Below are 22,280 nucleotides of genomic sequence, written 5' to 3' on the forward strand. Positions count from 1 at the left end.
GCACCATGTCATCGACTTTTCGCCGCCTCCCGCTTCCGCAGACCGCAATCATCGTCGCGCTCGGTCTCGCCGCCTCGACATCCGCATTCGCCCAGAGCCAGCTGCAAACGCAGATCACGCCGCAAATGCGCAGCGAAGCGAGGGCCGTCATGCAGGCCTGCCGCGCCGATTATGACCGCCTGTGCAGTGACGTCACGCCCGGGGGCGGTCGCATCCTCGCCTGCCTGCAAACCCATGCCGGCCAGCTCACCGCATCCTGCGCACAAACGCTGCCCCGCGCGCAGGCGCTGAGAGACGGCGCCGTCAGCGCCGGCGTCGCGCCGAAATAGGAGGATGCCGTGGGCTACGCTTCACTGCTGCTCGACCCGAGCCTCCGCCGCGTGATCCTCGCAACGGCGATCGGCCTGATGCTGCTCGAATACGGCGTCGGCCGGCTCGCGCATCGCGAGACACATGACTGGCGCGAGAGCGTCGCGTCATTCGGCGTCGCGTTGGGACAGAACGTGCTGCGCGCGGTCGAGGCCGGAATCCTCTCCGTGCCCTTCGCCTTCCTGTACGAGCACCGCCTGCTCGACTTCGCGCAGACCAGCCCGCCCGCGCTCGCGGGATTGTTCATCGGCAGCGAGTTCCTCTACTACTGGCAGCACCGCGCCTCGCATCGCGTTCGCTGGATGTGGGCGACGCATGCGGTGCATCACTCGACGACGCGGTTGAATTTGACGGCGGCGATCCGGCTCGGCTGGACCGGCAACATCTCGGGAAATTTCCTGTTCTTCCTGCCGCTGGCGCTGCTCGGCTTCCATCCCCTCGCGATCGTGGCGATGCTGGGGATCAACCTGTTCTACCAGTTCTTCATCCACAGCGACTTCGCGCCGAAGCTCGGCGTGCTGGAACTGGTGCTCAACACGCCGAGCCACCATCGCGTGCATCATGCCTGCAATCAGCCGTGCCTCGACAAGAATTACGGCGGCATCCTGATCGTGTTCGACCGCCTGTTCGGCACCTTTGCCGAACGTCCCGGAGACCAGCCGCTCCGCTTCGGTCTCATCGGCGGCATCGCGTCCTTCAATCCGATCCGGATCGCGCTCGGCGAATGGTTCGCGATGCTGAGCGATGCCCGGAAGGCGCAGGGCGCGGGCGCAAAGCTCCGCGCGCTGTTCGGCCCGCCGGGAGGCTGAGCGCGCCGGAGCGCTCAGATCTTCTGGTTGTACTCGCCGACTTCGGGATGCATGCGCAGCACGCTGTTCACCATCTCGAACATGTCGTGCATGCGCTGCTCGGAGACCGGGCTCTCGACCACGACCACGAGCTCGGGCTTGTTGGAGGAGGCGCGCACCAGGCCCCAGCTGCCGTCCTCGACTGTGACGCGCACGCCGTTGACGGTGACGAGATCGCGGATCGCTTGTCCCCCGATCTTCGCGCCCTTCGCCTGCAAGCCCTCGAAATGCTTCACCACCTGGTCGATGACGCCGTATTTGGTCTCGTCGGCGCAATGCGGTGACATGGTCGGCGACGACCAGGTCTTCGGCAGCGCGTTCTTCAAATCGGCCATCGACTTGCCGGACGCGCGGTCGAGCATGTCGCAGATTGCGATTGCCGAGACGAGACCGTCGTCATAGCCGCGTCCATACGGCTTGTTGAAGAAGAAATGGCCGGACTTCTCGAAGCCCGCGAGCGCACCGGTCTCGTTGGTGCGGCGCTTCATGTAGGAATGGCCGGTCTTCCAATAGGCGACCTTGGCGCCCTGCTTCTGCAACACCGGATCGGTGACGAACAGGCCGGTCGATTTCACGTCGACGATGAACTGCGCGTCCTTGTGGATCGCCGACATGTCGCGCGCGAGCATCACGCCGACCTTGTCGGCAAAAATCTCCTCGCCGGTGTTGTCGACGACGCCGCAGCGGTCGCCGTCACCGTCGAAACCGAGGCCGACATCGGCCTTGTGATGCAGCACCGCATCGCGGATCGCGTGCAGCATCTCCATGTCTTCGGGGTTCGGATTGTATTTCGGGAAGGTGTGGTCGAGCTCGGTGTCGAGCGGGACCACCTCGCAGCCGATCGCCTCCAGCACCTGCGGCGCGAACGCGCCTGCGGTGCCGTTGCCGCAGGCCGCGACGACCTTGAGCTTGCGTGTCAGCTTCGGACGATTGGTCAGATCGGCGATGTAGCGCGCCGGATAGTTCTCGTGGAACTGGTAGGAGCCGCCGGCCTTGTTCTTGAAATCGGCGCCCAGCACGATCTCCTTCAGCCGCGTCATCTCGTCGGGACCAAAGGTCAGCGGACGGTTGGCGCCCATCTTGACGCCGGTCCAGCCATTGTCGTTGTGGGAGGCCGTGACCATGGCGCAGCAGGGCACGTCGAGGTCGAATTGCGCGAAATAGGCCATCGGCGTCACCGCAAGCCCGATGTCGTGCACCTTGCAGCCCGCCGCCATCAGGCCGGAGATCAGCGCATATTTGATCGAGGCCGAATAGCCGCGAAAATCATGGCCGGTGACGATCTCCTGCTTGACGCCGAGCTCGGCAATCAGCGCGCCCAGCCCCATGCCGAGCGCCTGGATCCCCATCAGGTTGATTTCCTTCTGGAACAGCCACCGCGCGTCGTATTCGCGAAAACCGGTGGGCTTCACCATCGGTTCGGATTCGAAGGCGTAGGTGTTGGGCAGCAAGACGGGTTTCGGCTTGGGAAACATTGAGACGGTCTCGTGAAAAAGGCGGGAATTGATGCAGGCTTAGCGAATGCCGGGCCGCAGCGGAAGGCGGGAATGGCAGCTTATGGCTTATAATTGCGGCAGTTTGGTAACGGGAAATGGTGCGCTGGGGGAGACCTGCATGTCTGGCCGGGTCGGCTATGAACGTGCCATCTCGTCTTCGATGGCCGCCCTAAGAGGTGGCAGTGCCTGTTGAACGGTCTCCCACACAAGACGGGCTGCAACATCCTCATAGTTGTGGCGATAGACATTGCCCGCCGCAGCCATCTGCCTCCATGCGATGGCTGGGTGCCTCTCCTTCAATTCCTCTGGCAGGCGACGAGACGCTTCCGAAATAATCTCCAGACATCGCGTCACTGCATAGACCGCGCGCAGGTCCGCCGCGAATCCCTCGCGATCGAGACCTCCGGCGAACTCGGTCGCCAAATCGATGTGATGCAAGATGTCCCGCAAAGTCCCGTCGATGCGATCAGAAGGCATAGACAGCATCAGCCGTCGCGGCGGGAGCGACGTATGATTTCAGACCGTCGCGATTGACGACGTCAACCGGCTCACCAAAAAGATTGGAAATGTATTCCTTGAGCTCAACGTAGTCGAAGACCGTGATCCGCGCATCCGGATCGATCTCAACCATGATATCGACGTCGCTGCCGGAGTGATTTTCGCCCCTCGCCACCGAGCCGAACAATGCGGCATGCAAAACGCCCCGCTCGCGTAGAGCCGGCTCGGACCGTTGCAGGATAGCAATCGCCTCGGGGGTATTCATGGGCGGAATATAGCACCCGGCTTGCCCCAATGGGAGGCCCCTCCCACGGCGATCTGAACTTACTGCTCCAGCACCATCTGGCCGTTGGCGTATTCGAAGCGCTTGAGGCGGGACAGGAAGGACAGGCCGAGCAGGTTCTCCGACAGCGCCTCGTCGGGCAGCACCATGGCATCGACGTCGCGCACGACGAGGCCGCCGACATCGAGCATGGCGATGCGGGTGCGCGCGGCCTTGATGGTGCCGTTGGCGGTGGAGACGGTGGCGTTGTACTCGCTGCGCGAGGGACGCAGGCCGAAACGCGCGGCCGAGGTCTGGTTGAGCGCCACCACGGAGGCGCCGGTGTCGACCATGAAGCCGATGCGCTGGCCGTCGATGCGGCCATCGGCCTGGAAATGGCCGCGACCATCGCGGGGGATGCTGAGGGTGCGGCCGCCGGCCGGCGCAGTCGCCGCAACCGTGACCGTCGTGCGCGGCACCGAGGTGGCGGACGCAGAGCTCATCTTGTCCGCCATCTGCGCCATGAAGGTGCCGAGGCCGATCATGATGGCCGCGAGGATCATAATGTTACGCATCACACCACTTCCGAGCCGGAAAGCTCGATTTCATCACGGGCCACGGCCATCCGCGAGCGAGGCCACGGCTGGGGTGGTGCTATTTTGACGAAAAGGATGAGCGGGCGGTTAATGCGCGGTCTTGATTCCTTACGTCCCGCGCGGCTTCACCCGCCGGGTCGGCAGCGCGCTCGCCGGATCCTCGGGCCAGGGATGGCGGGGATAGCGGCCGCGCAGGTCGGAGCGAACCGCGCTGTAACTGCCGCGCCAAAAGCCTGGGAGATCGCGCGTGACCTGCACCGGGCGCTGCGCCGGCGACAGCAATTCCAGCACCAGCGGCACCTTGCCGGCCGCGATTGAGGGATGAGTGTTGAGGCCGAACAATTCCTGCAGCCGCACCGCGATGGTCGGCCCCTGCTCGGCCTCGTAGTCGATCGCAAGCACGCTTCCCGTCGGCGCCTCGAAATGCGTCGGCGCCTCGCGATCGAGCCGCGCACGCATCTCCCAGGGCAGCAGCGCCATCAGCGCATCGGAGAGATCGCCGGGCGAGATGTCCTTGAGCGCGATCTTGTCGTAGAGCGCGGGCACCAGCCAGTCGTCGCGTCGCGCGACCAGCCCGTCGTCGGAGAGATCGGGCCAGCTATCGCCTTCGGCCTTGCGCAGGAACATCACGCGGTCGCGCCATTGTTTTGCGGCCTTCGACCAGGGCAGCCGGTCGAGGCCTGCTGCGATCAACCCATCTGCAAAGATGCGCGCGGTGTCCTCCGAGGGCGACACGGCCAGTGTCGCCTCCGACAGCGTGATCGCATGCAGCGCGCGCTTGCGCCGCGCGCGCAGCGCCATCGCGCCGCGATCGAACGAGATCTCGTCGATGCTCTCGATATGCTCGGCGAAATGCCGCTCGATCTCGTCCTGCGTGATCTGCGCGGCGAGCAGGATGCGTCCGCTCGCCGCCGTGCCCGTCATCTCGCCGATCGCGATATAGGGCGCGCGCGCGAGCGAGGAGGTCTGCTCGACGGCGGCGCCGCGGCCATTGGCGAGCACGAAGCTGCCGTTGCCGCGATTGCGTGCGACGCGGTCCGGGAAGGCATAGGCCAGCATCAGGCCGGTCGAGAGATCGTCCTGCTGGCCCGCTTTCTCCGAGGCCGCCACCTGCGAGGCCCAGCGCCGCGCCAGATCGCGCGCGCTCGCGGCGCGCGGCGAGCGATCGCGGCGGAACTGGTCGCGGCGGTGCTCGAGATCGACGCTGTCGCCCCCGAGCCCGCGCTCGGTGATGATGGCCGCGATCTCGGCGGCGGCTTCGCCCTCGCCGGCGCGATGCGAATCCACGATCATGCGCGCCAGCCGCGGCGGCAGCGCCAGCGCGCGCAAGCTCTTGCCTTCCGCCGTGATGCGGCTGTCGCCATCGAGCGCATTGAGCTCGGAGAGCAGGCTTTTTGCCTCTTTCCAGGCTGGCTGCGGCGGCGGATCCAGGAACGACAGCGCGGCAGGATCGGCGACGCCCCATTGCGCGAGATCGAGCACCAGCGAGGACAGATCGGCGCTCAAGATTTCCGGCTGGGTGTAGGGCGCGAGCGACGCCGTCTGCGGCTCGTCCCAGAGCCGGTAGCAGATTCCTGGCTCGGTGCGGCCGGCGCGGCCGCGGCGCTGATCCACCGCGGCGCGTGCGGCGCGCACAGTCTCGAGCCGCGTCAGGCCGATGTCGGGCTCGTAGCGCGGCACGCGGGCAAGGCCGGAATCGACGACGATGCGGACGCCTTCGATGGTGAGCGAGGTCTCCGCGATCGAGGTCGCGAGCACGACCTTGCGCATGCCTTTGGGTGCGGGAGAAATGGCGCGGTCCTGCACGGCGGCATCGAGCGCGCCGAACAGCGGCACGATCTCGATAGAGGCGTCCTGCACGCGCTCAGCGAGGAAATTCTGGGTGCGGCGGATTTCGGCGGCGCCCGGCAGGAACGCCAGCACCGAGCCGCCGTCGGCGCGCAGCGCGGACGCGATCGCATCGGCCATCTGCCGCTCGATCGGCGCATCCGCCTTGCGGCCGAGATAGCGCGTCTCGACCGGGAAGGCGCGGCCCTCGCTTTCGACGACGGGGGCATCGCCAAGCAGTCTTGCGACGCGGGCGCCGTCGAGCGTTGCCGACATCACGAGGATGCGCAGATCTTCGCGCAAGCCCAGTTGCGCGTCGCGCGCCAGCGCGAGGCCCATGTCGGCATCGAGCGAGCGCTCGTGGAATTCGTCGAACAGGATGGCGGCGACACCCGACAGTTCGGGGTCGTCGAGAATCTGACGGGTGAAGATGCCCTCGGTCACCACCTCGATGCGCGTCGCGCGCGAGATCTTCGAGCCGAAGCGGACGCGATAGCCGACGGTCTCCCCGGCCCTCTCGCCAAGCGACTTGGCCATGCGATCGGCACTGGCGCGCGCGGCGATGCGGCGCGGCTCCAGCACGATGATCTTCTTGCCCTTGGTCCAGGGGGCATCGAGCAGCGCCAGCGGCACGCGCGTGGTCTTGCCGGCGCCCGGAGGGGCCACCAGCACGGCCGCGTTGTGGGCCTCCAGCGTGCGCGAGAGGTCGTCGAGCACGGCATCGATCGGGAGGGGCGTGTCGAAGTTGCGGGGCAAAAGGCTCGATCCGTCATCGCCCCGCCTCGTGCGCAATTGCGCGCGAGGGTGGGTGATCCAGTAAACTCAGATCCCGATCATCACGAAGATCGGGATGACTGGATACCCCGCCTTCGCGGGGTATGACAATCGCGGGTAACTATCAGCCCTGCGCCGGCGGACGACCGACGCTCTCGTAGGTGAAGCCGGCGGCCGCCATGTCCTGCGGGCTGAAGATGTTGCGGAGATCGACCACGACGGGCTGCGCCATGGTCGCCTTCAGCCGGTCGAGATCGAGGCCACGGAACTGCGTCCATTCGGTCACAACGACGACCGCATCGGCGCCCTGCGCGCACGAATAGGCGTCCTCGCAATAGGTGATGTCGGGCAGCTCGCTCTTGGCCTGCTCCATGCCGACGGGGTCGAAGGCCTTGACCTTCGCGCCCATGTCGATCAGGCCGGTAACGAGCGGGATCGACGGCGCATCGCGCATGTCGTCGGTGTCAGGCTTGAAGGTGAGGCCGAGCACGGCAATGGTCTTGCCGCGCAGATTGCCGCCGAGCACATGGCTCACTTTCCGCGCCATCGCGCGCTTGCGGTTCTCGTTGACCGCCAGCACCGACTCGACGATGCGCAAGGAGACGTCATAGTCCTGCGCGATCTTGATCAGCGCCTTGGTGTCCTTCGGAAAGCACGAGCCGCCGAAGCCGGGACCGGCATGCAGGAACTTGGTGCCGATGCGGTTGTCGAGGCCAATGCCGCGTGCGACCTCCTGCACGTTGGCGCCGGCCTTCTCGGACAGGTCGGCGATCTCGTTGATGAAGGTGATCTTGGTCGCGAGGAACGCGTTCGCGGCGTATTTGATCATCTCGGCGGTACGGCGCGCGGTGAACATCAGCGGCGCCTGGTTCAGCGACAGCGGGCGATAGATGTCGCCCATCACCTTGCGGCCGCGCTCGTCGGAGGTGCCGACCACGACGCGGTCGGGGAATTTGAAGTCGCGGATCGCCGCGCCCTCGCGCAGGAATTCCGGGTTCGAGGCGACGACAACGTCGGCCTTGGGATTGGTCTCGCGGATGATGCGCTCGACCTCGTCGCCGGTGCCGACCGGGACGGTCGACTTGGTCACCACGACGGTGAAGCCGGACAGCGACTGCGCGATCTCTTTCGCGGCGGCGTAGACATAGGAGAGATCGGCGTGGCCATCACCGCGGCGCGACGGCGTGCCGACCGCGATGAACACGGCGTCGGCGTCCGCGACCGGCTTCGACAAATCGGTGGTGAAGTCGAGCCGCTTGGCCTTCACATTGGCCGCGACCAGTTCATCGAGGCCCGGCTCGTAGATCGGGATCTCGCCGCGATGGAGCGCTGCGATCTTCCTCTCGTCCTTGTCGACGCAGGTGACGTCGTGGCCGAAATCCGCGAAACAGGCTCCGGACACCAGTCCCACATAGCCCGTTCCGATCATCGCGATTCGCATGAAAAACCCTGTTCTGGCTTGGTTAACGAAACCCCAATTAAGGGGCGGTTTAGCATTTTCCCGGCGGAAGGGAACCGTCTGCGAAGCAAAAACCGGCACGCGAATTGAACCGGTAAAGAAGTCGGAAACCACTGGGCTCCACACTGCCCCGCGCCCATACAGAGCCGGGCGGAACACGCCTCGAAACGGGACACCATGGCACCATCAGGCACAATCGCCGCGAGCGGGCTTTCCAAGGCCTCTCCTGTCGCGCGTGTCGACTGGGTCGATTATGCCAAAGGCATCTGCATCGTCATGGTCGTGATGATGCATTCGGTGCTGGGAGTCGAGCTCGCCGCCGGCGAGACCGGTTTCATGCACGTTCTGGTGGCCTTCGCAAAGCCGTTCCGGATGCCAGACTTCTTCCTGATTTCGGGCCTGTTCCTGCCGTTGGTGATCGATCGCGACTGGCGAACCTATCTCGACCGCAAGGTGGTGCATTTCGCCTATTTCTATGTCGTCTGGGTGACAATCCAGTTCGGCTTCAAGGCGCCGGCCTTCGCGGCCGAAACCAGCTGGCGCGATGCAGGTCTGCTGTATCTGGAATCCTTCATCGAGCCGTTCGGCACGCTCTGGTTCATCTATCTGCTGCCGATCTTCTTCGTCGTCACAAAACTGACACGACGAATGCCGCCGGCCGCGATCTGGCTCGTTGCCGCCGCGCTCGAGACGGCGCGCATCACGACGGGGTGGACCGCGATCGACGAGTTCTGCGCGCGCTTCGTCTACTTCTATTCCGGCTTTCTGTTTGCGCCTTACGTGTTCGCGCTGTCCGATCGCGCGCGCAGCTATCCGGTGCTGGCGCTCGCCGGGCTCGCGACCTGGGCGCTGGTGAATGCCGGCCTCGTCGCGATTGGCGCCAGCGAATGGAAGATCGTCTCGCTCGTGCTCGGCTTTGCCGGCGCCGGCGCCATCATCACGATGGGCACGCTGCTCGCACGCGCACATTGGCTCAATTTCTTCCGCTTCTGCGGCGAGCATTCGATCGTGATCTATCTTGCCTTCTTCCTGCCGATGGCGGCGACGCGTACGCTGCTGCTCCGCACCGGCGTCATTCCCGATATCGGCACGGTGTCACTGATCGTCACCATCGCCGGCGTGGTCGGATCGCTGGCGATCTGGCGGGCCGCCTTGCTGCTCAACGCGTACTTCCTGTTCGAGCGGCCCGACGCGTTCTGGATTGCGCCGAAGAAGGCGGGGGCTGTGTTGCAGGCGGCGGAGTAGCTGCATTCTCGGTGTCGTCGCCCGGCTTGACCGGGCGACCCAGTATTCCAGAGACAGCAATTGTTGATCGATACGCCGCGGCGTACTGGATTCCCCGCTTTCGCGGGGAATGACGCGGGGGTGTGGGGAATGACAGTGGGGATAGCGGCGTCGGCTACCCAAAAAACGGCCTTCCGAGGCTGTCAAAGCCCGCAAAAATTCATACATTGCGGCCATGCCCAAAACTGCCCCGAAGACCTCCACCAAAGCTGACACCAAGCCCGCTGCTGCGACAGCTGCTGCCAAACCCGTCGCCGCGAAGGCGGTCGGCAAGGGCGACCACATCTTCCTGGTCGACGGTTCCGGCTACATCTTCCGCGCCTATCACGCGTTGCCGCCGCTGAACCGCAAGTCCGACGGACTTCAGGTTAATGCCGTGCTCGGCTTCTGCAACATGCTGTGGAAGCTGCTCCGCGACATGCCCGAGGACAACCGGCCGACGCATCTGGCCATCGTGTTCGACAAGTCGGAAGTCACCTTCCGCAACACGATCTATCCCGAATACAAGGCGCACCGGCCGCCGGCGCCCGATGATCTCATTCCGCAATTCGCACTGATCCGCGAGGCCGTGCGCGCCTTCGACCTGCCATGCCTGGAACAGGGCGGCTTCGAGGCCGACGATCTGATCGCGACCTATGTCCGTGAAGCCTGCGAGCGCGGCGCGAGCGCGACCATCGTGTCATCCGACAAGGACCTGATGCAGCTCGTCACCGATTGCGTCACCATGTACGACACCATGAAGGACCGCCGCATTGGCATCCCCGAAGTGATCGAGAAGTTCGGCGTGCCGCCGGAGAAGGTCGTCGAGGTGCAGGCGCTCGCCGGCGATTCCACCGACAACGTGCCCGGCGTGCCCGGCATCGGCATCAAGACCGCGGCGCAGCTGATCGTCGAATATGGCGACCTCGAACAATTGCTGTTCCGTGCCGGCGAGATCAAGCAGCCGAAGCGGCGCGAGGCGCTGCTCGAGAACGCCGAGAAGGCGCGGATTTCGCGCAAGCTCGTGCTGCTTGACGACAAGGTGAAGCTGGACGTGCCGCTGGACGATCTCGCCGTCCACGAGCCCGATGCGCGCAAGCTGATCGCCTTCCTGAAGGCGATGGAATTCACCACGCTGACGCGTCGCGTCGCGGACTATTCGCAGATCGATCCCGCCAACGTCGATGCCGATGCCAGCAACAGCAGCGGCGCCAGGGCCGGCGACGGCGCAGCAAGAGCAAGATCGTCCGACGCGTCCGGCGATCTCTTCGCCGCTCCTGCGGCCACCGCGACGGGCGGCGACAAGGGCGACAAGGGTGCGAGCCTCAAGGGCGCGCCGATCTCGCTGGCTGCTGCGCGCGAGGAGGCGCTGCGCAAGCTTCCGGTCGAGCGCGGCAAGTACCAGGCGATCAAATCGCTGAAGGAGCTCAACGCCTTCATCGCGCGCATCCATGACACCGGTCATGTCGCGATCGAGATCCGCGCCAACTCCATCGACCCGATGCAGGCCGATCTCTGCGGCATCGCGCTGGCGCTGGCGCCGAACGAGGCCTGCTACGTGCCGCTGGCGCACAAGCAATCCGGCGGCGGCGCCGGCCTGTTCGACGCGGGCCTTGCGCCGGATCAGGTCAAGCATGACGACGCGATCGAGGCGTTGCGGCCGGTGCTGGAATCACCAGGCATCCTCAAGATCGGTTTCGACGTCAAGTTCACGGCCGTGATGCTGGCGCAGCACGGCATCACCTTGCGCAACAGCGACGATGCGCAGCTCATCTCCTACGTGCTCGACGCCGGCCGCGGCTCGCACGGGCTGGAATCGCTGTCCGAGCGCTGGTTCAGCCATGCCATGCTGAAGGAGGGCGAGCTGCTCGGCAGCGGCAAGGGCAAGATCACCTTCGATCAGGTGCCGATCGACAAGGCGGCGCCGCTGTCGGCGGAAGGCGCCGACATGACCTTGCGCGTCTGGCGCGTGCTGAAGCCGCGCCTCGTCGCCGAGCACATGACGACGGTCTACGAAACGCTGGAACGGCCGCTGGTGTCGGTGCTCGCGCGCATGGAGCGGCGCGGCATCTCGATCGACCGCCAGGTGCTGTCGCGGCTATCAGGCGACTTCGCCCAGACCGCGGCCCGCGTCGAGGCCGAGATCCAGGAGATCGCGGGCGAGCCGGTCAACGTCGGCAGCCCCAAGCAGATCGGCGACATCCTGTTCGGCAAGATGGGACTGCCGGGCGGCACCAAGACCAAGACCGGCGCGTGGTCCACCACCGCGCAGGTGCTCGACGAACTCGCCGAGCAGGGCCACGATTTCCCACGGAAGATTCTGGAGTGGCGCCAGGTCTCGAAACTGAAATCGACCTACACCGACGCGCTGCCGACCTACGTCAATCCGCAGACCCATCGCGTCCACACCACCTACGCGCTGGCCGCGACCACGACGGGCCGGCTGTCGTCGAACGAGCCGAACCTTCAGAACATTCCGGTCCGCACCGAGGATGGCCGCAAGATCCGCCGCGCCTTCATCGCGATATCAGGGCACAAGCTGGTCTCCGCCGACTATTCGCAGATCGAGCTGCGCCTGCTCGCCGAGATCGCCGACATCCCCGTGCTGAAGCAGGCGTTCCGCGACGGGCTCGACATTCACGCCATGACGGCCTCGGAAATGTTCGGGGTGCCGATCAAGGGTATGCCGAGCGAGATCCGCCGCCGCGCCAAGGCGATCAATTTCGGCATCATCTACGGCATCTCGGCGTTCGGCCTCGCCAACCAGCTCGGCATCGCGCGCGAGGAAGCCTCGGCCTACATCAAGAAGTACTTTGAGCGCTTTCCCGGCATCCGCGCCTATATGGACGAGACGCGCGATTTCTGCCGGCAGAACGGCTACGTCACCACGCTGTTCGGCCGGAAGATGTATTATCCCGACATCAAGGCGTCCAACGCCTCGGTGCGCGCGTTCAACGAGCGCGCCGCGATCAACGCGCGGCTGCAGGGTACCGCCGCCGACATCATCCGCCGCGCCATGACGCGGGTGGAGGGCGCACTCGCCGAGAAGAAGCTCTCGGCGCAGATGCTGCTCCAGGTGCATGACGAACTGATCTTCGAGGTGCCGGACGCCGAGGTCGAGGCGACGCTCCCGGTCGTGCAGCACGTGATGCAGGACGCACCGTTCCCGGCCGTGCTGCTCTCGGTGCCGCTGCATGTCGATGCGCGCGCGGCGAACAATTGGGACGAGGCACACTGATCCGTCGGCGCGCTCGAAACCGAGCCGGGCACGGAGGCAAACCCAGGTGAGTGATCTCGATGCGCTGCTCGCTTTCGCGCTGACGTCGCTCGTGATCGAGATCACGCCCGGCCCCAACATGACCTATCTCGCGGCGCTGTCGCTTTCCCGCGGCATGCGTACGGGCTTTGCGGCGGTGGCCGGAATTGCGCTCGGGCTCATGACTTACGGCGTCATCGCGGCATTCGGCCTCGCCGCCGCGATCGATCATTCGCCGCTGCTCTACGGTCTGCTGCGATGGAGTGGTGTCGCCTATCTGCTGTGGCTGGCCTGGGAGGCCTGGTCGGGCCGGGAAGACATCGCGCCCGATAAAGCCGGCGATGGCGATGGGCGGCCATGGCCGGCGTTCCGACGCGGGCTGATCACCAACCTGCTCAATCCGAAGGCAGCCGTGTTCTATGTGGCGGTGTTGCCGGAGTTCGTCCGCGCCGAAGCCGGATCGGTCGTCAGGCAGACCCTGATTCTCAGCATCGTCTATGTCATCATCGCAACCTTGATCCACACAACGATCGTCACGCTGGCGGGCTCGCTGCAATCGACCATCGACGTCGCGAACAACCGCAAGACGGTGCGCCGCATTTTCGCGCTCGCGCTGGTCGCTATCGCGCTCTGGTTCGCCTTTACGACGGGCCGGCCGAATTGAATTGTCCTCCGAGCAATTGCGCGATGGTCCAGCGCTCCATCGCATATTAGAACCGTGCCATCTCCCGCACCGGTTCAGCCATGCCCCACACCTCCGCCCTGCTCGGCTTCGCCCTCGTCTGCCTCGGTCTCGTGCTCACGCCGGGGCCGAACATGATCTACCTGATCTCACGCTCGATCACGCAGGGGCCCGCGGCGGGCATCGTCTCGCTCGGCGGCGTGGCGCTCGGCTTCGTGTTCTACATGCTGGCCGCGGCGTTCGGCATCACGGCGCTACTGCTCGCCATTCCATTTGCCTATGATGCGCTGCGCTTTGCCGGTGCCGGTTATCTGTTGTGGCTGGGCTGGCAGGCGGTGAAGCCGGGCGGACGTTCGCCGTTCCAGGTGAAGACGCTTGCGATCGACAGCCCGCGCAAATTGTTCGCGATGGGCTTCGTGACCAATCTGCTCAATCCGAAGATCGCGATGCTGTATCTGGCGCTGCTGCCGCAGTTCATCGATCCCGCCGCCGGCAGCGTACTGACGCAGTCGGTGGTGCTGGGGGCGATCCAGATCGCGATCAGCGTCAGCGTGAATGCGATGATCGCGATCGCGGCCGGATCGATCGCGCTGTTCCTGGCGCGCCGGCCGAGCTGGATGCTGGTGCAGCGCTGGCTGATGGGGACAGTGCTGGCAGGGCTCGCGGTGCGGATGGCGGTGGAAGCGAAGAAGGTGTGAGGTCGTTTCTTACCCTCCCCTGGAGGGGGAGGGTCGGCACGCGATCGAGCACGGCGAGATTGCGTGACGGGGTGGGGTGAAGGTCCCTCCCCATTCGACAGTGCCCGCGTGGAAAGATCACCCCACCCGCCTCACATCTCGCTGCGCTCGATGTGAGTCGACCCTCCCCCTCCAGGGGAGGGTAAGAGAGAAGCTCAATCCAGCTTCGCCTCCATGCCCCGCTTCACGGCCGGGCGCGCCATCAGGGCTTCGTACCAGCGCTTGACGTTGGGGAAATCGGCCAGATCAACCTTGTGGCGAGGGTGACGCCAGGCCCAGCCCAGGATGGCAAAATCGGCAACCGAGAGGTCGCCGGCGACGAAGTCGCGGCCATCCAGCCGGCGGTCGAGCACGCCGTAGAGCCGGCGCGTCTCGGCCATGTAACGTTTCAGGCCGTAGGCGCGGTCCTGCTCGTTCTCGAGCGCGATGAAATGATGCACCTGGCCGGGCATCGGGCCGAAGCCGCCCATCTGCCACATCAGCCATTCGTAGACCGGGATACGGCCTGCGAGCGATTTCGGCAGGAATTTGCCGGTCTTTTCGCCGAGATAGAGCAGGATCGCGCCGGATTCGAAGATGCCGACGGGCTTGCCGTCCGGACCCTCGGGGTCGAGGATCGCGGGGATCTTGTTGTTGGGGCTGAGCTTGAGGAACCCCGGCGCCATCTGCTCGCCCTTGGTGATGTTCACCGGGACCACCTTGTAGGGCAGTCCCATTTCCTCCAGCGCGACCGAGATCTTGCGGCCGTTTGGCGTGTTCCAGGTGTGCAGCTCGATGGTCATTCTAGGCGCTTCCTTCCCGAGATATCTGGCTTCCACCTACTCCAGAAGGTTGCACCCCCACAACCGGCGGACCGGGATGGCCGATCCCTGTTGACGGGAGCCTCCCCCTCTGGAATGTCGCCGCCGTCGCGGATAAATTCCGCCACTTCCAAAAACGCTCCCGAGGGACCGCCGTGTCGAAATCAGCCTCCCGCGCCCGCCTGTTCGAAATCATCCGCCGGCGCTCCTTCGGCCGCGGTGACGTGACGCTCGCGTCGGGCCGCAAGAGCGATTTCTACTTCAACCTCAAGCCGACCATGCTCGACCCCGAGGGCGCGACCCTGCTCGCCGAGCTGACTTACGAGGCGCTGAAGGACGATCAGCTCGATTTCATCGGTGGGCTCGAGATGGGCGCGGTGCCGCTGGCTGGTGCGCTGGCGCAGATCTCCTGGATCAAGGGCCATCCGATCGCGGCGTTCTTCGTGCGCAAGAAGCCGAAGGAGCACGGCGCCAAGCTCGCGATCGAGGGCCTGCCCAGGGGCGAGACGCTCGAAGGCAAGCGCGTCGTCATCGTCGAGGACGTCACCACGACAGGCGGCTCCGCGATGAAGGCGGTGGAATCCGTGCGCGAGACCGGCGCCGAGGTGGTCCTGGTGCTGACCATGGTCGACCGCGAGGAAGGCGCCACCGACACGTTCGGTGCGGCCGGCCTGCCGTTCCGCTCGCTGTACAAGGCGTCGGAGTTTTTGAAGGCGTAACAGCTCTCATGTCCCGGGCGCGGCGCAACGCGTAGCGGCGCGCCGCGAAGGGCGGCGCGCAGCACTGCGTCCGGGGCACGAGAGTCCGCGGAAACCGTCCCCGTTCAACCCTCATTTACCATCCGGCCTTATGGTGAATCATGTGCTGAGACCTGATGGTCTCGGCCCGGTTCAGTAGCGTCGGGTGGAGTAAGCGTTTGCGTACAGTCCTGTCCCATGCGCGCCGGCGGCGTCGCGCGATGCTTGTTGCCGCCACCCTGGCAGCCCCGCTGCTTGCAGCCCCCGCCCCGGTTTCGGCCGAAGGCCTGTTCGACTTCTTCTTCGGCGGCATGCAGCAGCAGCGGCCGCAGCGCGAGGTGCCGCAGCAGGCGAACTCCTACGCCGATCCCTTCACCGGCCAGCAGAATGCCGCAACCCCGCAATATGTGCCGCCGACGCGTTCGGCTGCGGCCGGCGGCTCGGGTCCGGCCTTCTGCGTGCGCAGCTGCGACGGCAAATATTTTCCGTTGATGCGCGGCCTCACCTCGCCCGCGCAGATGTGTCAGGCGTTTTGTCCTGCCAGCGCGACCAAGGTCTATTTCGGCTCCTCGATCGACGGCGCTGCGTCGCAGACCGGCGAGCGTTACGCCGACAGCGAGAACGCGTTCGCCTATCGCAAGGCGCTGCGCGCCGACTGCACCTGCAACGGCCGTGAGCCGGTCGGCCTTGCTCCGGTCGACCTGGCGCTGGATTCCTCGCTGAAGGCCGGCGACGTGATCGCAACCACCGATGGCCTCGTCGCCTATACCGGCATTCGCGTCGGCAACGACCAGGCCGCAGATTTCACCCCCGTCGCCTCCTATCCCGGCCTCACCGCGCAGGTTCGCGCGCGCCTCGGCGAGATGAAGGTCGCACCGGTGCGCGCCGAGACAGTGTCGGCGGATGCGCCGGCGCCGGCCGAGATCGTGCGCGAGGCGCTGCCTGATGTGACGGTGCCGAAGACGACAAAGCCGGCGAAGCGGGCGGGACTGGATTAGTTCAGTCTCTCTGGCGAGCGCAGCGAAGCAATCCAGAAATGCCTCTACGGAGACACTCTGGATTGCTTCGTCGCTTCGCTCCTCGCAATGACGGAGTTTGCGGCGCTAGCGCCCGATGATCACTCCGATCACGTTCGGCGCGGCCAGATATTTCTCCTCGATCGCCGCGCGCGCAGCAGCGCGGTTTTCGGCCGTGAGCAGGCCGCGCTTCTCGGCCAAAATCATCCAGCAGAAACCCCACCAGTCGGTCAGCATGCCCGTCTCGCCGATGAGGTCATAGCCCTGCTCGGCCGCGAAGATGCGTGCATGCGCTTCGTCCAGCGTGTCCAGGAACAGATGGTCCTCGGCCGAGAACAGATCGTCGCTGACGTCGTCGATGGTGTAGCCCCAGATCGACTGGCACACGGCGTTGAACTCGCGGTCGAACTGGTCGTCATCGACCCTCTGGCGCCGCGCCGCCTGATGCAGCCGCGACAGCGAGCGCGCGAAATCCGCGATCCGGGTGAGGGCGAATTGATCGAAGGCAATGGTGGACATGTAGTCCTCGCAAAGTCTGACAGACGCTAGATATTGTGTCGGCATCGCGCCGAATCACAATGATATATCAAAGACTTGCTAAAGTGTTCTTAATTTGTTCTGGAACGAATGGCGAGGCCGTCCTCGCCGAAGCCCCTGCGACTTGCCGGAATCGAAAGGGGCCGCCTCGCAGCGACCCCTTTGCCGGTTACAATCTTGTTCGGGATGAGAAATTCCAGCCCCGGCAAGAGTGACGTTAGAGCCGACAACAGGCTTGGGCGATTCCGGAAGACTACCGTATGGAATGCTGTCCTAATTTCGGTTCGCGAGGTTCCCATTCGGCCGATAGCGGCCGACAACGCGACGGCCGGGATCTCAATAGCAGCGCGAGGCGGCAATGGCGTGGACGCGGCGGTCGCCGAGCAGATGGGCGACAAAGCCGTTTTTCCGAAAGATCTTTGCAAACGCGGCGTCGCGGATGCTGAGGCCGCCGGCATAGGCCCCGAAGGCCGGCATCACGGCGCGCATCCCGTCACTGGCGAAGCAGCGGCGCTCCATCGAACGGCCGCGCGCGGAGACGCGAGCCTTTGGATGGAGATGGCCTGCGATCTCGCCGTGCGCGCCGGTCGGCTCATGGCGGAAGGTGATCGGGCCAATCGCGACCTCGTCGGCGATGGTGCCGCCGAGATCGCGCGGCAGCATCGGATCGTGATTGCCGGAGATCCAGATCCAGTCGCGGCCGCTCTGGAGCGCGGCGACGGCATCGCGGTCGTCGGCCGACAGGCGCTCATGCGCGGTGCGGTCGTGAAAGCTGTCGCCGAGCGCGATGACAGTGCGCGGGTTATGGCGGGAGATGACAGCAGCGAGCCGGCCGAGCGTCGCCAGCGTATCGTAGGGCGGCAGCAGCACGCCGCGGGTGGCGAAGCTTGAGCCTTTTTCGAGATGCAGATCGGAGACGACGAGCAGGCGCTGCTCTTCCCAGAATAGTGCACCGGAAAGATCGGTTGCGAAGGTCACATCGCTGATGGTGACTCTGGAAACGCGCATGTCCTCGACATCCCCCGAAATCAGCGCGCCTGCCGCCACGTCAAAACCTGCTTCTATCCCATCGCCTCTTTGACCAGCTCATCGGCGGCTTCGGCCAGGAGCTCGTCTGCAGCTTCGCCATAAACTGACTCGCGGCCGATTTCCAGCATCACGGGGACGGCGAGCGGGGAAACGCGGTCGAGTTCCCGGTGCGTGATGCGGCCCTGGATGCGCATCAGCATGTCGCTGAGGCGGCGCAGATCGAGCAGGCCCGTGGCAGCATCCGCGCGTGCGGCGCGCAGCAGGACATGATCGGCCTGATGCTTGCGCAGGACGTCGTAGACGAGATCGGTCGAGAACAGCACCTGGCGGCGGCTCTTCTCTTCGCCGGTATGCCTGCGCGCGATCAGGCCGGAGATGATCGCGCAATTACGGAACGTGCGTTTCATCAACGCCGACTCGGCGAGCCAGGCCTCGAGGTCGTCGCCGAGCATATCAGGGTCGAACAGCGCGTCGAGGTCGATCCGGCCGTCGCGGATCATGAAGGACAAGTCGCCGAGCGCCCAGACTGCGATCGCATATTCGTTGGCGACGAAGCCGAGCGGCCGCGCACGGGCGCGCTCGAGGCGGCGCGTCAGCAGCATGCCGAGCGTCTGATGTGCGAGGCGACCCTCAAAGGGATAGCAGACGATGTAATGCTTGTCGGCGCGCGGGAAACTTTCCACCAGCAGCTCGCGCACCGCGGGCACGCGCGAGACGTCCTTTTGCTGCGACAGCCAGTCGCGCACCTGTTCCGGCAAGCCGCCCCACGCGCGGCCGTCGTCGAGCAGACGGCGCACGCGCTCGGCGAGATAGGTGGAGAGCGGAAATTTGCCGCCCATATAGGACGGCACTTTCGGGTCCTTGTCATGCGCGCGCGAGACATAAACCTGGTCCTCGACCAGGGTCTCGTAGCGCACCACCTCGCCGCTGAACACGAAGGTATCGCCGGGGCTCAAGCCCTCGATGAAGGCTTCCTCGATCTCGCCGAGCAGCCTGCCGCCGCGCGCGATCACGCCGGTCGAGCCGCCGGCTTTTCCTTGGCCGCCGCCGCGCGAGCGCACCAGCCGCACCTTCAGCATGTCGTCCTCGACGATGGTGCCGACATTCATGCGGTAGCTCTGCCGCACCTTTGGATTGGCGACGCGCCAGCGCCCTTCCTTGTCCTGCTTGATGCGGGCGAAGCGCTCATAGGTCTTCAGTGCGTAGCCGCCGGAGGCGACGAAATCGACGACGTCGTCGAAATCCTGGCGCGTCAGATCGGCATAGGGCGCGGCGGTGCGGACTTCGCCGTAGAGCTCGTCAGAGAGAAACGGCTCGCCGCAGGCGCAGCTGAGCACGTGCTGGGCCAGCACGTCGAGCGCGCCGGTCCGCAGCGGCGGCGTGTCCTGCGCATTCTCGGCGATGGCGTCGATCGCGACGCGGCACTCCAGCACCTCGAAACGGTTCGCCGGCACCAGCACCGCGCGCGAGGCTTCATCGAGGCGGTGGTTGGCGCGGCCGATGCGCTGCATCAGACGCGAAGAACCCTTGGGCGCGCCGATATTGACGACGAGATCGACGTCGCCCCAGTCGACGCCGAGGTCGAGCGAGGAGGTGCAGACCACGCCGCGTAAGCGTCCCGCCGACATCGCGTCCTCGACCTTGCGGCGTTGCGCGACGTCGAGCGAGCCGTGATGCAGCGCGATGGCGAGCCCGTCATCGTTCATGCTCCAGAGGTTCTGGAACAGCATCTCGGCCTGGCTGCGGGTGTTGACGAAGACCAGTGTGGTCTTGTTCGCCTTGATCAGCTCGTAGATCTCAGGAAGCGCATGGCGCGCGCTGTGACCGGCCCAGGGCAGCCGCTCGCGTGTGTCGAGCATCTCGACCAGCGGCGGCGCGGCGCCGCCGGCGATGACGATGTCGGCCGATTCGGCTTTGTCCCTGGGTTGCGGCACCAGAAAGCGCGCCAGCGATTCCGGCTCGGCCACCGTCGCGGACAGGCCGATCGCGCGCATCTGCGGCGCCAGCCGCCACAGCCGCGCGAGGCCAAGCGACAAGAGATCGCCGCGCTTGGACGTCACCAGCGCATGCAGCTCATCGAGCACGATGCGCTTCAAGGAGGAGAACAGGAACGGCGCGTCATCGGAGGAGAGCAGCAACGCGAGCTGCTCGGGCGTCGTCAGCAGGACATCCGGCGGATAGCGCCGCTGGCGCTGCCGCCGCGACACCGGGGTGTCGCCGGTGCGGGTCTCGACCTTGATTGGCAGCCCCATCTCGGCAATCGGCCGCTCCAGGTTGCGCGCGATATCGACGGCGAGCGCCTTGAGCGGCGAGATGTAGAGGGTGTGGAGACCGGCACTGCGCTGCACGCTGCGACCGGTGGAGACGAGACTTTGCTTCGCGCCGGCGTCCCGTTCAGCTCCTCGAGTCGACAGCTCCACCAGCGTCGGCAGAAACCCCGCCAGTGTCTTGCCGGCGCCGGTGGGCGCGATCAGCAGCGCGCTGGCGTCTTCGCGTGCCTTTTCCAGCAACGCGAGCTGGTGCTCGCGCGGCGACCAGCCGCGGCTCGCGAACCACGCCTGGAAGCGGTCGGGCAGCAATACTGGCGTCTCGGCCGGGGATTTGAGGATGCGGGGCGGCACGGCATCACAGGTAAGCCGTGGGGGTGGGTTCGTCGAGGGGTGGGAGGTCCGGTAGGGTGGGCAAAGCGAAGCGTGCCCACCGCAGTCGTCGTCAGGGAAAATGGTGGGCACGGCGCTTTGCGCCTTTGCCCACCCTACGGCATCTCGGTTGCGGCCCCCTACTCCGACATTGGCTTGTCGGAGATGTCCCAGTCCTTGCCGGTGAAGGTGGAGATGAACAGCGTCTTCATCGGGGTGTAGTCCTCGGGCGTGTAGCTGTAGGTAACGCCGTCGAGGAAATAGGGCGAGTGGAAGCCTGCGAGCGTGGAGGCCTGCTTCAGCACATTGGCGCGGGTGAGCTCGTCGCCGCAGCGGCGCAGGATTTCGCCCATGGTGGCCGCCTGACCGTAACCGGCGAAAGCGATGGTGTTGTCGGGGTCGATCGCCGGCATGTACTTCTTGCGCAGCTCCTCGAACGCCATCACATCAGGGTCTTTCTCCCACTTAGGCAGGCCGACCTCCTTGTTGTAGCGGATGGCGACGATGCCGGTGGCGTTCTCCAGGCCAGCGGCATTGAGGATCGAGCGGCCGGTCGAGCCCGCCGACAGCAGTTGCAGCGGCTTCCAGCCGAGCTCGGCGACTTTGCGGATCGATTGCGACGACGCCTTGCCGGTGGAAATGTTGTAGAACACGTCCGCGCCCGATTTCGAGAGATTGATGAGCTGGGAATCGACCGTCGGATCGGTGAGATCGTAGGTCTGCTCCATGATCACCTGGGCGGTGCCGCCGGCATCGGCCAGCACCTTCTTGAAGGGACTCAGGAAGTCGCGGCCGAAATCGTCGTTCTGGTAGAGGATTCCAATTTTGGCATTCGGCTTCACGCTGACGACGTGCCGCGCCAGGATACGCGCCTCGGTCGGATAGAGCGGCAGGCCCGCCATCGTCCATTTGAACTCTTTCGGGTTGTTCCATTTCGACGCGCCGGTATTGAGCAGCAGTTGCGGCACGCCCTTGGAGTTCAGGTATTTGTGCACGGAGGTCTGCGGCGCGGTGCCGAGCGAGCCGTACAGCGCAAGCACTTCTTCCTGCTCGACCAGGCGCCGCGTCGCCTCGACGCATTTCGGCGCACTGTAGGCGTCGTCCATGCTCAGGAACTTGACCTTCCGCCCGTTGATGCCGCCCTTCTCGTTCAGCATCTGGAAATAGGCTTCGCCGATGCGGCCGAGCACGCCGTAGAGCGAGCCGGGGCCGGAATGCGGCACGGTCTGCCCGATCTTGATCTCGGTATCGCTGGCGCCGGCATCGTATTTCTTCTCCGCGGCCCAGACATACGGTGCGGGCAAGGTGGATGCGGCGATGGTGGCGAGCGCGCCGGCGCTGAAATCGCGCCGCGATGGATTCTTCGTCATTATTTGTTTCTCCCTGGTGCGCGCATTGTGCTGACATCGCAGCCTCGCTCGCAAGCGGGAAGTCATCGCTTTGCGACGCAATGAC

At 65.3% G+C, this 22,280-nt stretch carries 19 protein-coding genes; 8 read left to right on the top strand and 11 right to left on the bottom strand.

All coding sequences use genetic code 11. From position 1 onward, the window contains the following. The first annotated feature begins 5 nt into the window (after positions 1–5). Both I3J27_RS37170 and I3J27_RS37175 read left to right on the top strand, forming a co-directional pair. Entirely contained in the window at positions 6–329 is a 324-nt protein-coding gene (locus I3J27_RS37170) for a cysteine rich repeat-containing protein (protein WP_270163766.1), read from the top strand. 9 nt (positions 330–338) lie between these two features. Beyond that, positions 339–1,178 carry a sterol desaturase family protein gene (locus tag I3J27_RS37175; protein ID WP_270163767.1) on the top strand — a complete coding sequence of 280 codons (840 nt, stop codon included), beginning with the start codon at positions 339–341 and terminating at the stop codon, positions 1,176–1,178. 14 nt (positions 1,179–1,192) lie between these two features. Here the strand turns inward: I3J27_RS37175 and I3J27_RS37180 are convergent, their stop codons facing one another. The 6 genes from I3J27_RS37180 to I3J27_RS37205 all read right to left on the bottom strand — a co-directional run bounded on the left by I3J27_RS37180 (position 1,193) and on the right by I3J27_RS37205 (position 8,111). Continuing rightward, the gene (locus tag I3J27_RS37180) at positions 1,193–2,692 is read right to left on the bottom strand and encodes a phosphomannomutase/phosphoglucomutase (protein ID WP_270163768.1); all 1,500 of its coding nucleotides are present in this window, start codon (positions 2,690–2,692) and stop codon (positions 1,193–1,195) included. A gap of 156 nt (positions 2,693–2,848) precedes the next feature. Further along, complete coding sequence (locus I3J27_RS37185; RefSeq protein ID WP_270163769.1) at positions 2,849–3,190, bottom strand: HepT-like ribonuclease domain-containing protein; 342 nt, start codon at positions 3,188–3,190, stop codon at positions 2,849–2,851. Next, positions 3,180–3,476, bottom strand: coding sequence for a nucleotidyltransferase family protein (locus tag I3J27_RS37190; protein ID WP_270163770.1), 297 nt, complete (start codon positions 3,474–3,476; stop codon positions 3,180–3,182). Before I3J27_RS37190 ends, I3J27_RS37185 begins: the two co-directional genes overlap by 11 nt. A gap of 59 nt (positions 3,477–3,535) precedes the next feature. After that, entirely contained in the window at positions 3,536–4,048 is a 513-nt protein-coding gene (locus I3J27_RS37195; RefSeq protein WP_270163771.1) for a TIGR02281 family clan AA aspartic protease, read from the bottom strand. Between the two features lie 129 nt (positions 4,049–4,177). Beyond that, the gene (hrpB, locus tag I3J27_RS37200) at positions 4,178–6,652 is read right to left on the bottom strand and encodes an ATP-dependent helicase HrpB (protein WP_270163772.1); all 2,475 of its coding nucleotides are present in this window, start codon (positions 6,650–6,652) and stop codon (positions 4,178–4,180) included. Between the two features lie 142 nt (positions 6,653–6,794). Then, complete coding sequence (locus I3J27_RS37205) at positions 6,795–8,111, bottom strand: UDP-glucose dehydrogenase family protein (protein WP_270163773.1); 1,317 nt, start codon at positions 8,109–8,111, stop codon at positions 6,795–6,797. A 195-nt stretch (positions 8,112–8,306) separates the two neighbouring features. Here I3J27_RS37205 and I3J27_RS37210 point away from each other — a divergent pair, with 195 nt between their 5' ends. The 4 genes from I3J27_RS37210 (at position 8,307) to I3J27_RS37225 (ending at position 14,028) form a co-directional block, all read left to right on the top strand. Continuing rightward, positions 8,307–9,374, top strand: a complete 1,068-nt coding sequence (locus I3J27_RS37210; RefSeq protein WP_270163774.1) for an acyltransferase family protein — start codon at positions 8,307–8,309, stop codon at positions 9,372–9,374. Between the two features lie 214 nt (positions 9,375–9,588). Further along, positions 9,589–12,630 (top strand): DNA polymerase I, encoded by a 3,042-nt coding sequence (gene polA / locus I3J27_RS37215; RefSeq protein ID WP_270163775.1) that lies wholly within the window; start codon positions 9,589–9,591, stop codon positions 12,628–12,630. Between the two features lie 46 nt (positions 12,631–12,676). Continuing rightward, complete coding sequence (locus I3J27_RS37220; RefSeq protein ID WP_270163776.1) at positions 12,677–13,312, top strand: LysE family translocator; 636 nt, start codon at positions 12,677–12,679, stop codon at positions 13,310–13,312. An 80-nt stretch (positions 13,313–13,392) separates the two neighbouring features. After that, positions 13,393–14,028: a LysE family translocator gene (locus I3J27_RS37225; protein WP_270163777.1), complete on the top strand. Its 636-nt coding sequence runs from the start codon at positions 13,393–13,395 to the stop codon at positions 14,026–14,028. Between the two features lie 194 nt (positions 14,029–14,222). Here I3J27_RS37225 and I3J27_RS37230 read toward each other — a convergent pair whose 3' ends face one another. Continuing rightward, positions 14,223–14,849 carry a glutathione S-transferase family protein gene (locus I3J27_RS37230; RefSeq protein ID WP_270163778.1) on the bottom strand — a complete coding sequence of 209 codons (627 nt, stop codon included), beginning with the start codon at positions 14,847–14,849 and terminating at the stop codon, positions 14,223–14,225. Positions 14,850–15,022: 173 nt separating this feature from the next. On the opposite strand from I3J27_RS37230, the gene pyrE reads away from it, so the two are divergent. After that, entirely contained in the window at positions 15,023–15,586 is a 564-nt protein-coding gene (gene pyrE, locus I3J27_RS37235) for an orotate phosphoribosyltransferase (protein WP_270163779.1), read from the top strand. Between the two features lie 239 nt (positions 15,587–15,825). Then, positions 15,826–16,602 (top strand): DUF2865 domain-containing protein, encoded by a 777-nt coding sequence (locus tag I3J27_RS37240; RefSeq protein WP_270163780.1) that lies wholly within the window; start codon positions 15,826–15,828, stop codon positions 16,600–16,602. A gap of 105 nt (positions 16,603–16,707) precedes the next feature. Here I3J27_RS37240 and I3J27_RS37245 read toward each other — a convergent pair whose 3' ends face one another. The 4 genes from I3J27_RS37245 to I3J27_RS37260 form a co-directional block, all read right to left on the bottom strand. Continuing rightward, positions 16,708–17,139, bottom strand: coding sequence for a hypothetical protein (locus tag I3J27_RS37245; protein ID WP_270163781.1), 432 nt, complete (start codon positions 17,137–17,139; stop codon positions 16,708–16,710). Positions 17,140–17,493: 354 nt separating this feature from the next. After that, positions 17,494–18,165, bottom strand: coding sequence for a ligase-associated DNA damage response endonuclease PdeM (pdeM, locus tag I3J27_RS37250; RefSeq protein ID WP_270163782.1), 672 nt, complete (start codon positions 18,163–18,165; stop codon positions 17,494–17,496). Between the two features lie 53 nt (positions 18,166–18,218). Beyond that, entirely contained in the window at positions 18,219–20,807 is a 2,589-nt protein-coding gene (locus tag I3J27_RS37255) for a ligase-associated DNA damage response DEXH box helicase (protein ID WP_270163783.1), read from the bottom strand. Between the two features lie 158 nt (positions 20,808–20,965). After that, positions 20,966–22,195, bottom strand: a complete 1,230-nt coding sequence (locus I3J27_RS37260) for an ABC transporter substrate-binding protein (protein ID WP_270163784.1) — start codon at positions 22,193–22,195, stop codon at positions 20,966–20,968. Positions 22,196–22,280 lie beyond the last annotated feature (85 nt).

Origin of the sequence: Bradyrhizobium xenonodulans (genome assembly GCF_027594865.1) — a bacterium.
Lineage (GTDB): Bacteria > Pseudomonadota > Alphaproteobacteria > Rhizobiales > Xanthobacteraceae > Bradyrhizobium > Bradyrhizobium xenonodulans.

Excerpts from the sequence above, each read along its gene's own strand:
- I3J27_RS37170 (WP_270163766.1), top strand. The coding sequence starts at position 6 with ATGTCATCGACTTTTCGCCGCCTCCCGCTTCCGCAGACCGCAATCATC.
- I3J27_RS37180 (WP_270163768.1), bottom strand. The coding sequence starts at position 2,692 with ATGTTTCCCAAGCCGAAACCCGTCTTGCTGCCCAACACCTACGCCTTC.
- I3J27_RS37185 (WP_270163769.1), bottom strand. The coding sequence starts at position 3,190 with ATGCCTTCTGATCGCATCGACGGGACTTTGCGGGACATCTTGCATCAC.
- I3J27_RS37190 (WP_270163770.1), bottom strand. The coding sequence starts at position 3,476 with ATGAATACCCCCGAGGCGATTGCTATCCTGCAACGGTCCGAGCCGGCT.
- I3J27_RS37195 (WP_270163771.1), bottom strand. The coding sequence starts at position 4,048 with ATGCGTAACATTATGATCCTCGCGGCCATCATGATCGGCCTCGGCACC.
- I3J27_RS37205 (WP_270163773.1), bottom strand. The coding sequence starts at position 8,111 with ATGCGAATCGCGATGATCGGAACGGGCTATGTGGGACTGGTGTCCGGA.
- I3J27_RS37210 (WP_270163774.1), top strand. The coding sequence starts at position 8,307 with ATGGCACCATCAGGCACAATCGCCGCGAGCGGGCTTTCCAAGGCCTCT.
- polA (WP_270163775.1), top strand. The coding sequence starts at position 9,589 with ATGCCCAAAACTGCCCCGAAGACCTCCACCAAAGCTGACACCAAGCCC.
- I3J27_RS37225 (WP_270163777.1), top strand. The coding sequence starts at position 13,393 with ATGCCCCACACCTCCGCCCTGCTCGGCTTCGCCCTCGTCTGCCTCGGT.
- I3J27_RS37230 (WP_270163778.1), bottom strand. The coding sequence starts at position 14,849 with ATGACCATCGAGCTGCACACCTGGAACACGCCAAACGGCCGCAAGATC.
- I3J27_RS37240 (WP_270163780.1), top strand. The coding sequence starts at position 15,826 with ATGCTTGTTGCCGCCACCCTGGCAGCCCCGCTGCTTGCAGCCCCCGCC.
- I3J27_RS37245 (WP_270163781.1), bottom strand. The coding sequence starts at position 17,139 with ATGTCCACCATTGCCTTCGATCAATTCGCCCTCACCCGGATCGCGGAT.
- pdeM (WP_270163782.1), bottom strand. The coding sequence starts at position 18,165 with ATGCGCGTTTCCAGAGTCACCATCAGCGATGTGACCTTCGCAACCGAT.
- I3J27_RS37260 (WP_270163784.1), bottom strand. The coding sequence starts at position 22,195 with ATGACGAAGAATCCATCGCGGCGCGATTTCAGCGCCGGCGCGCTCGCC.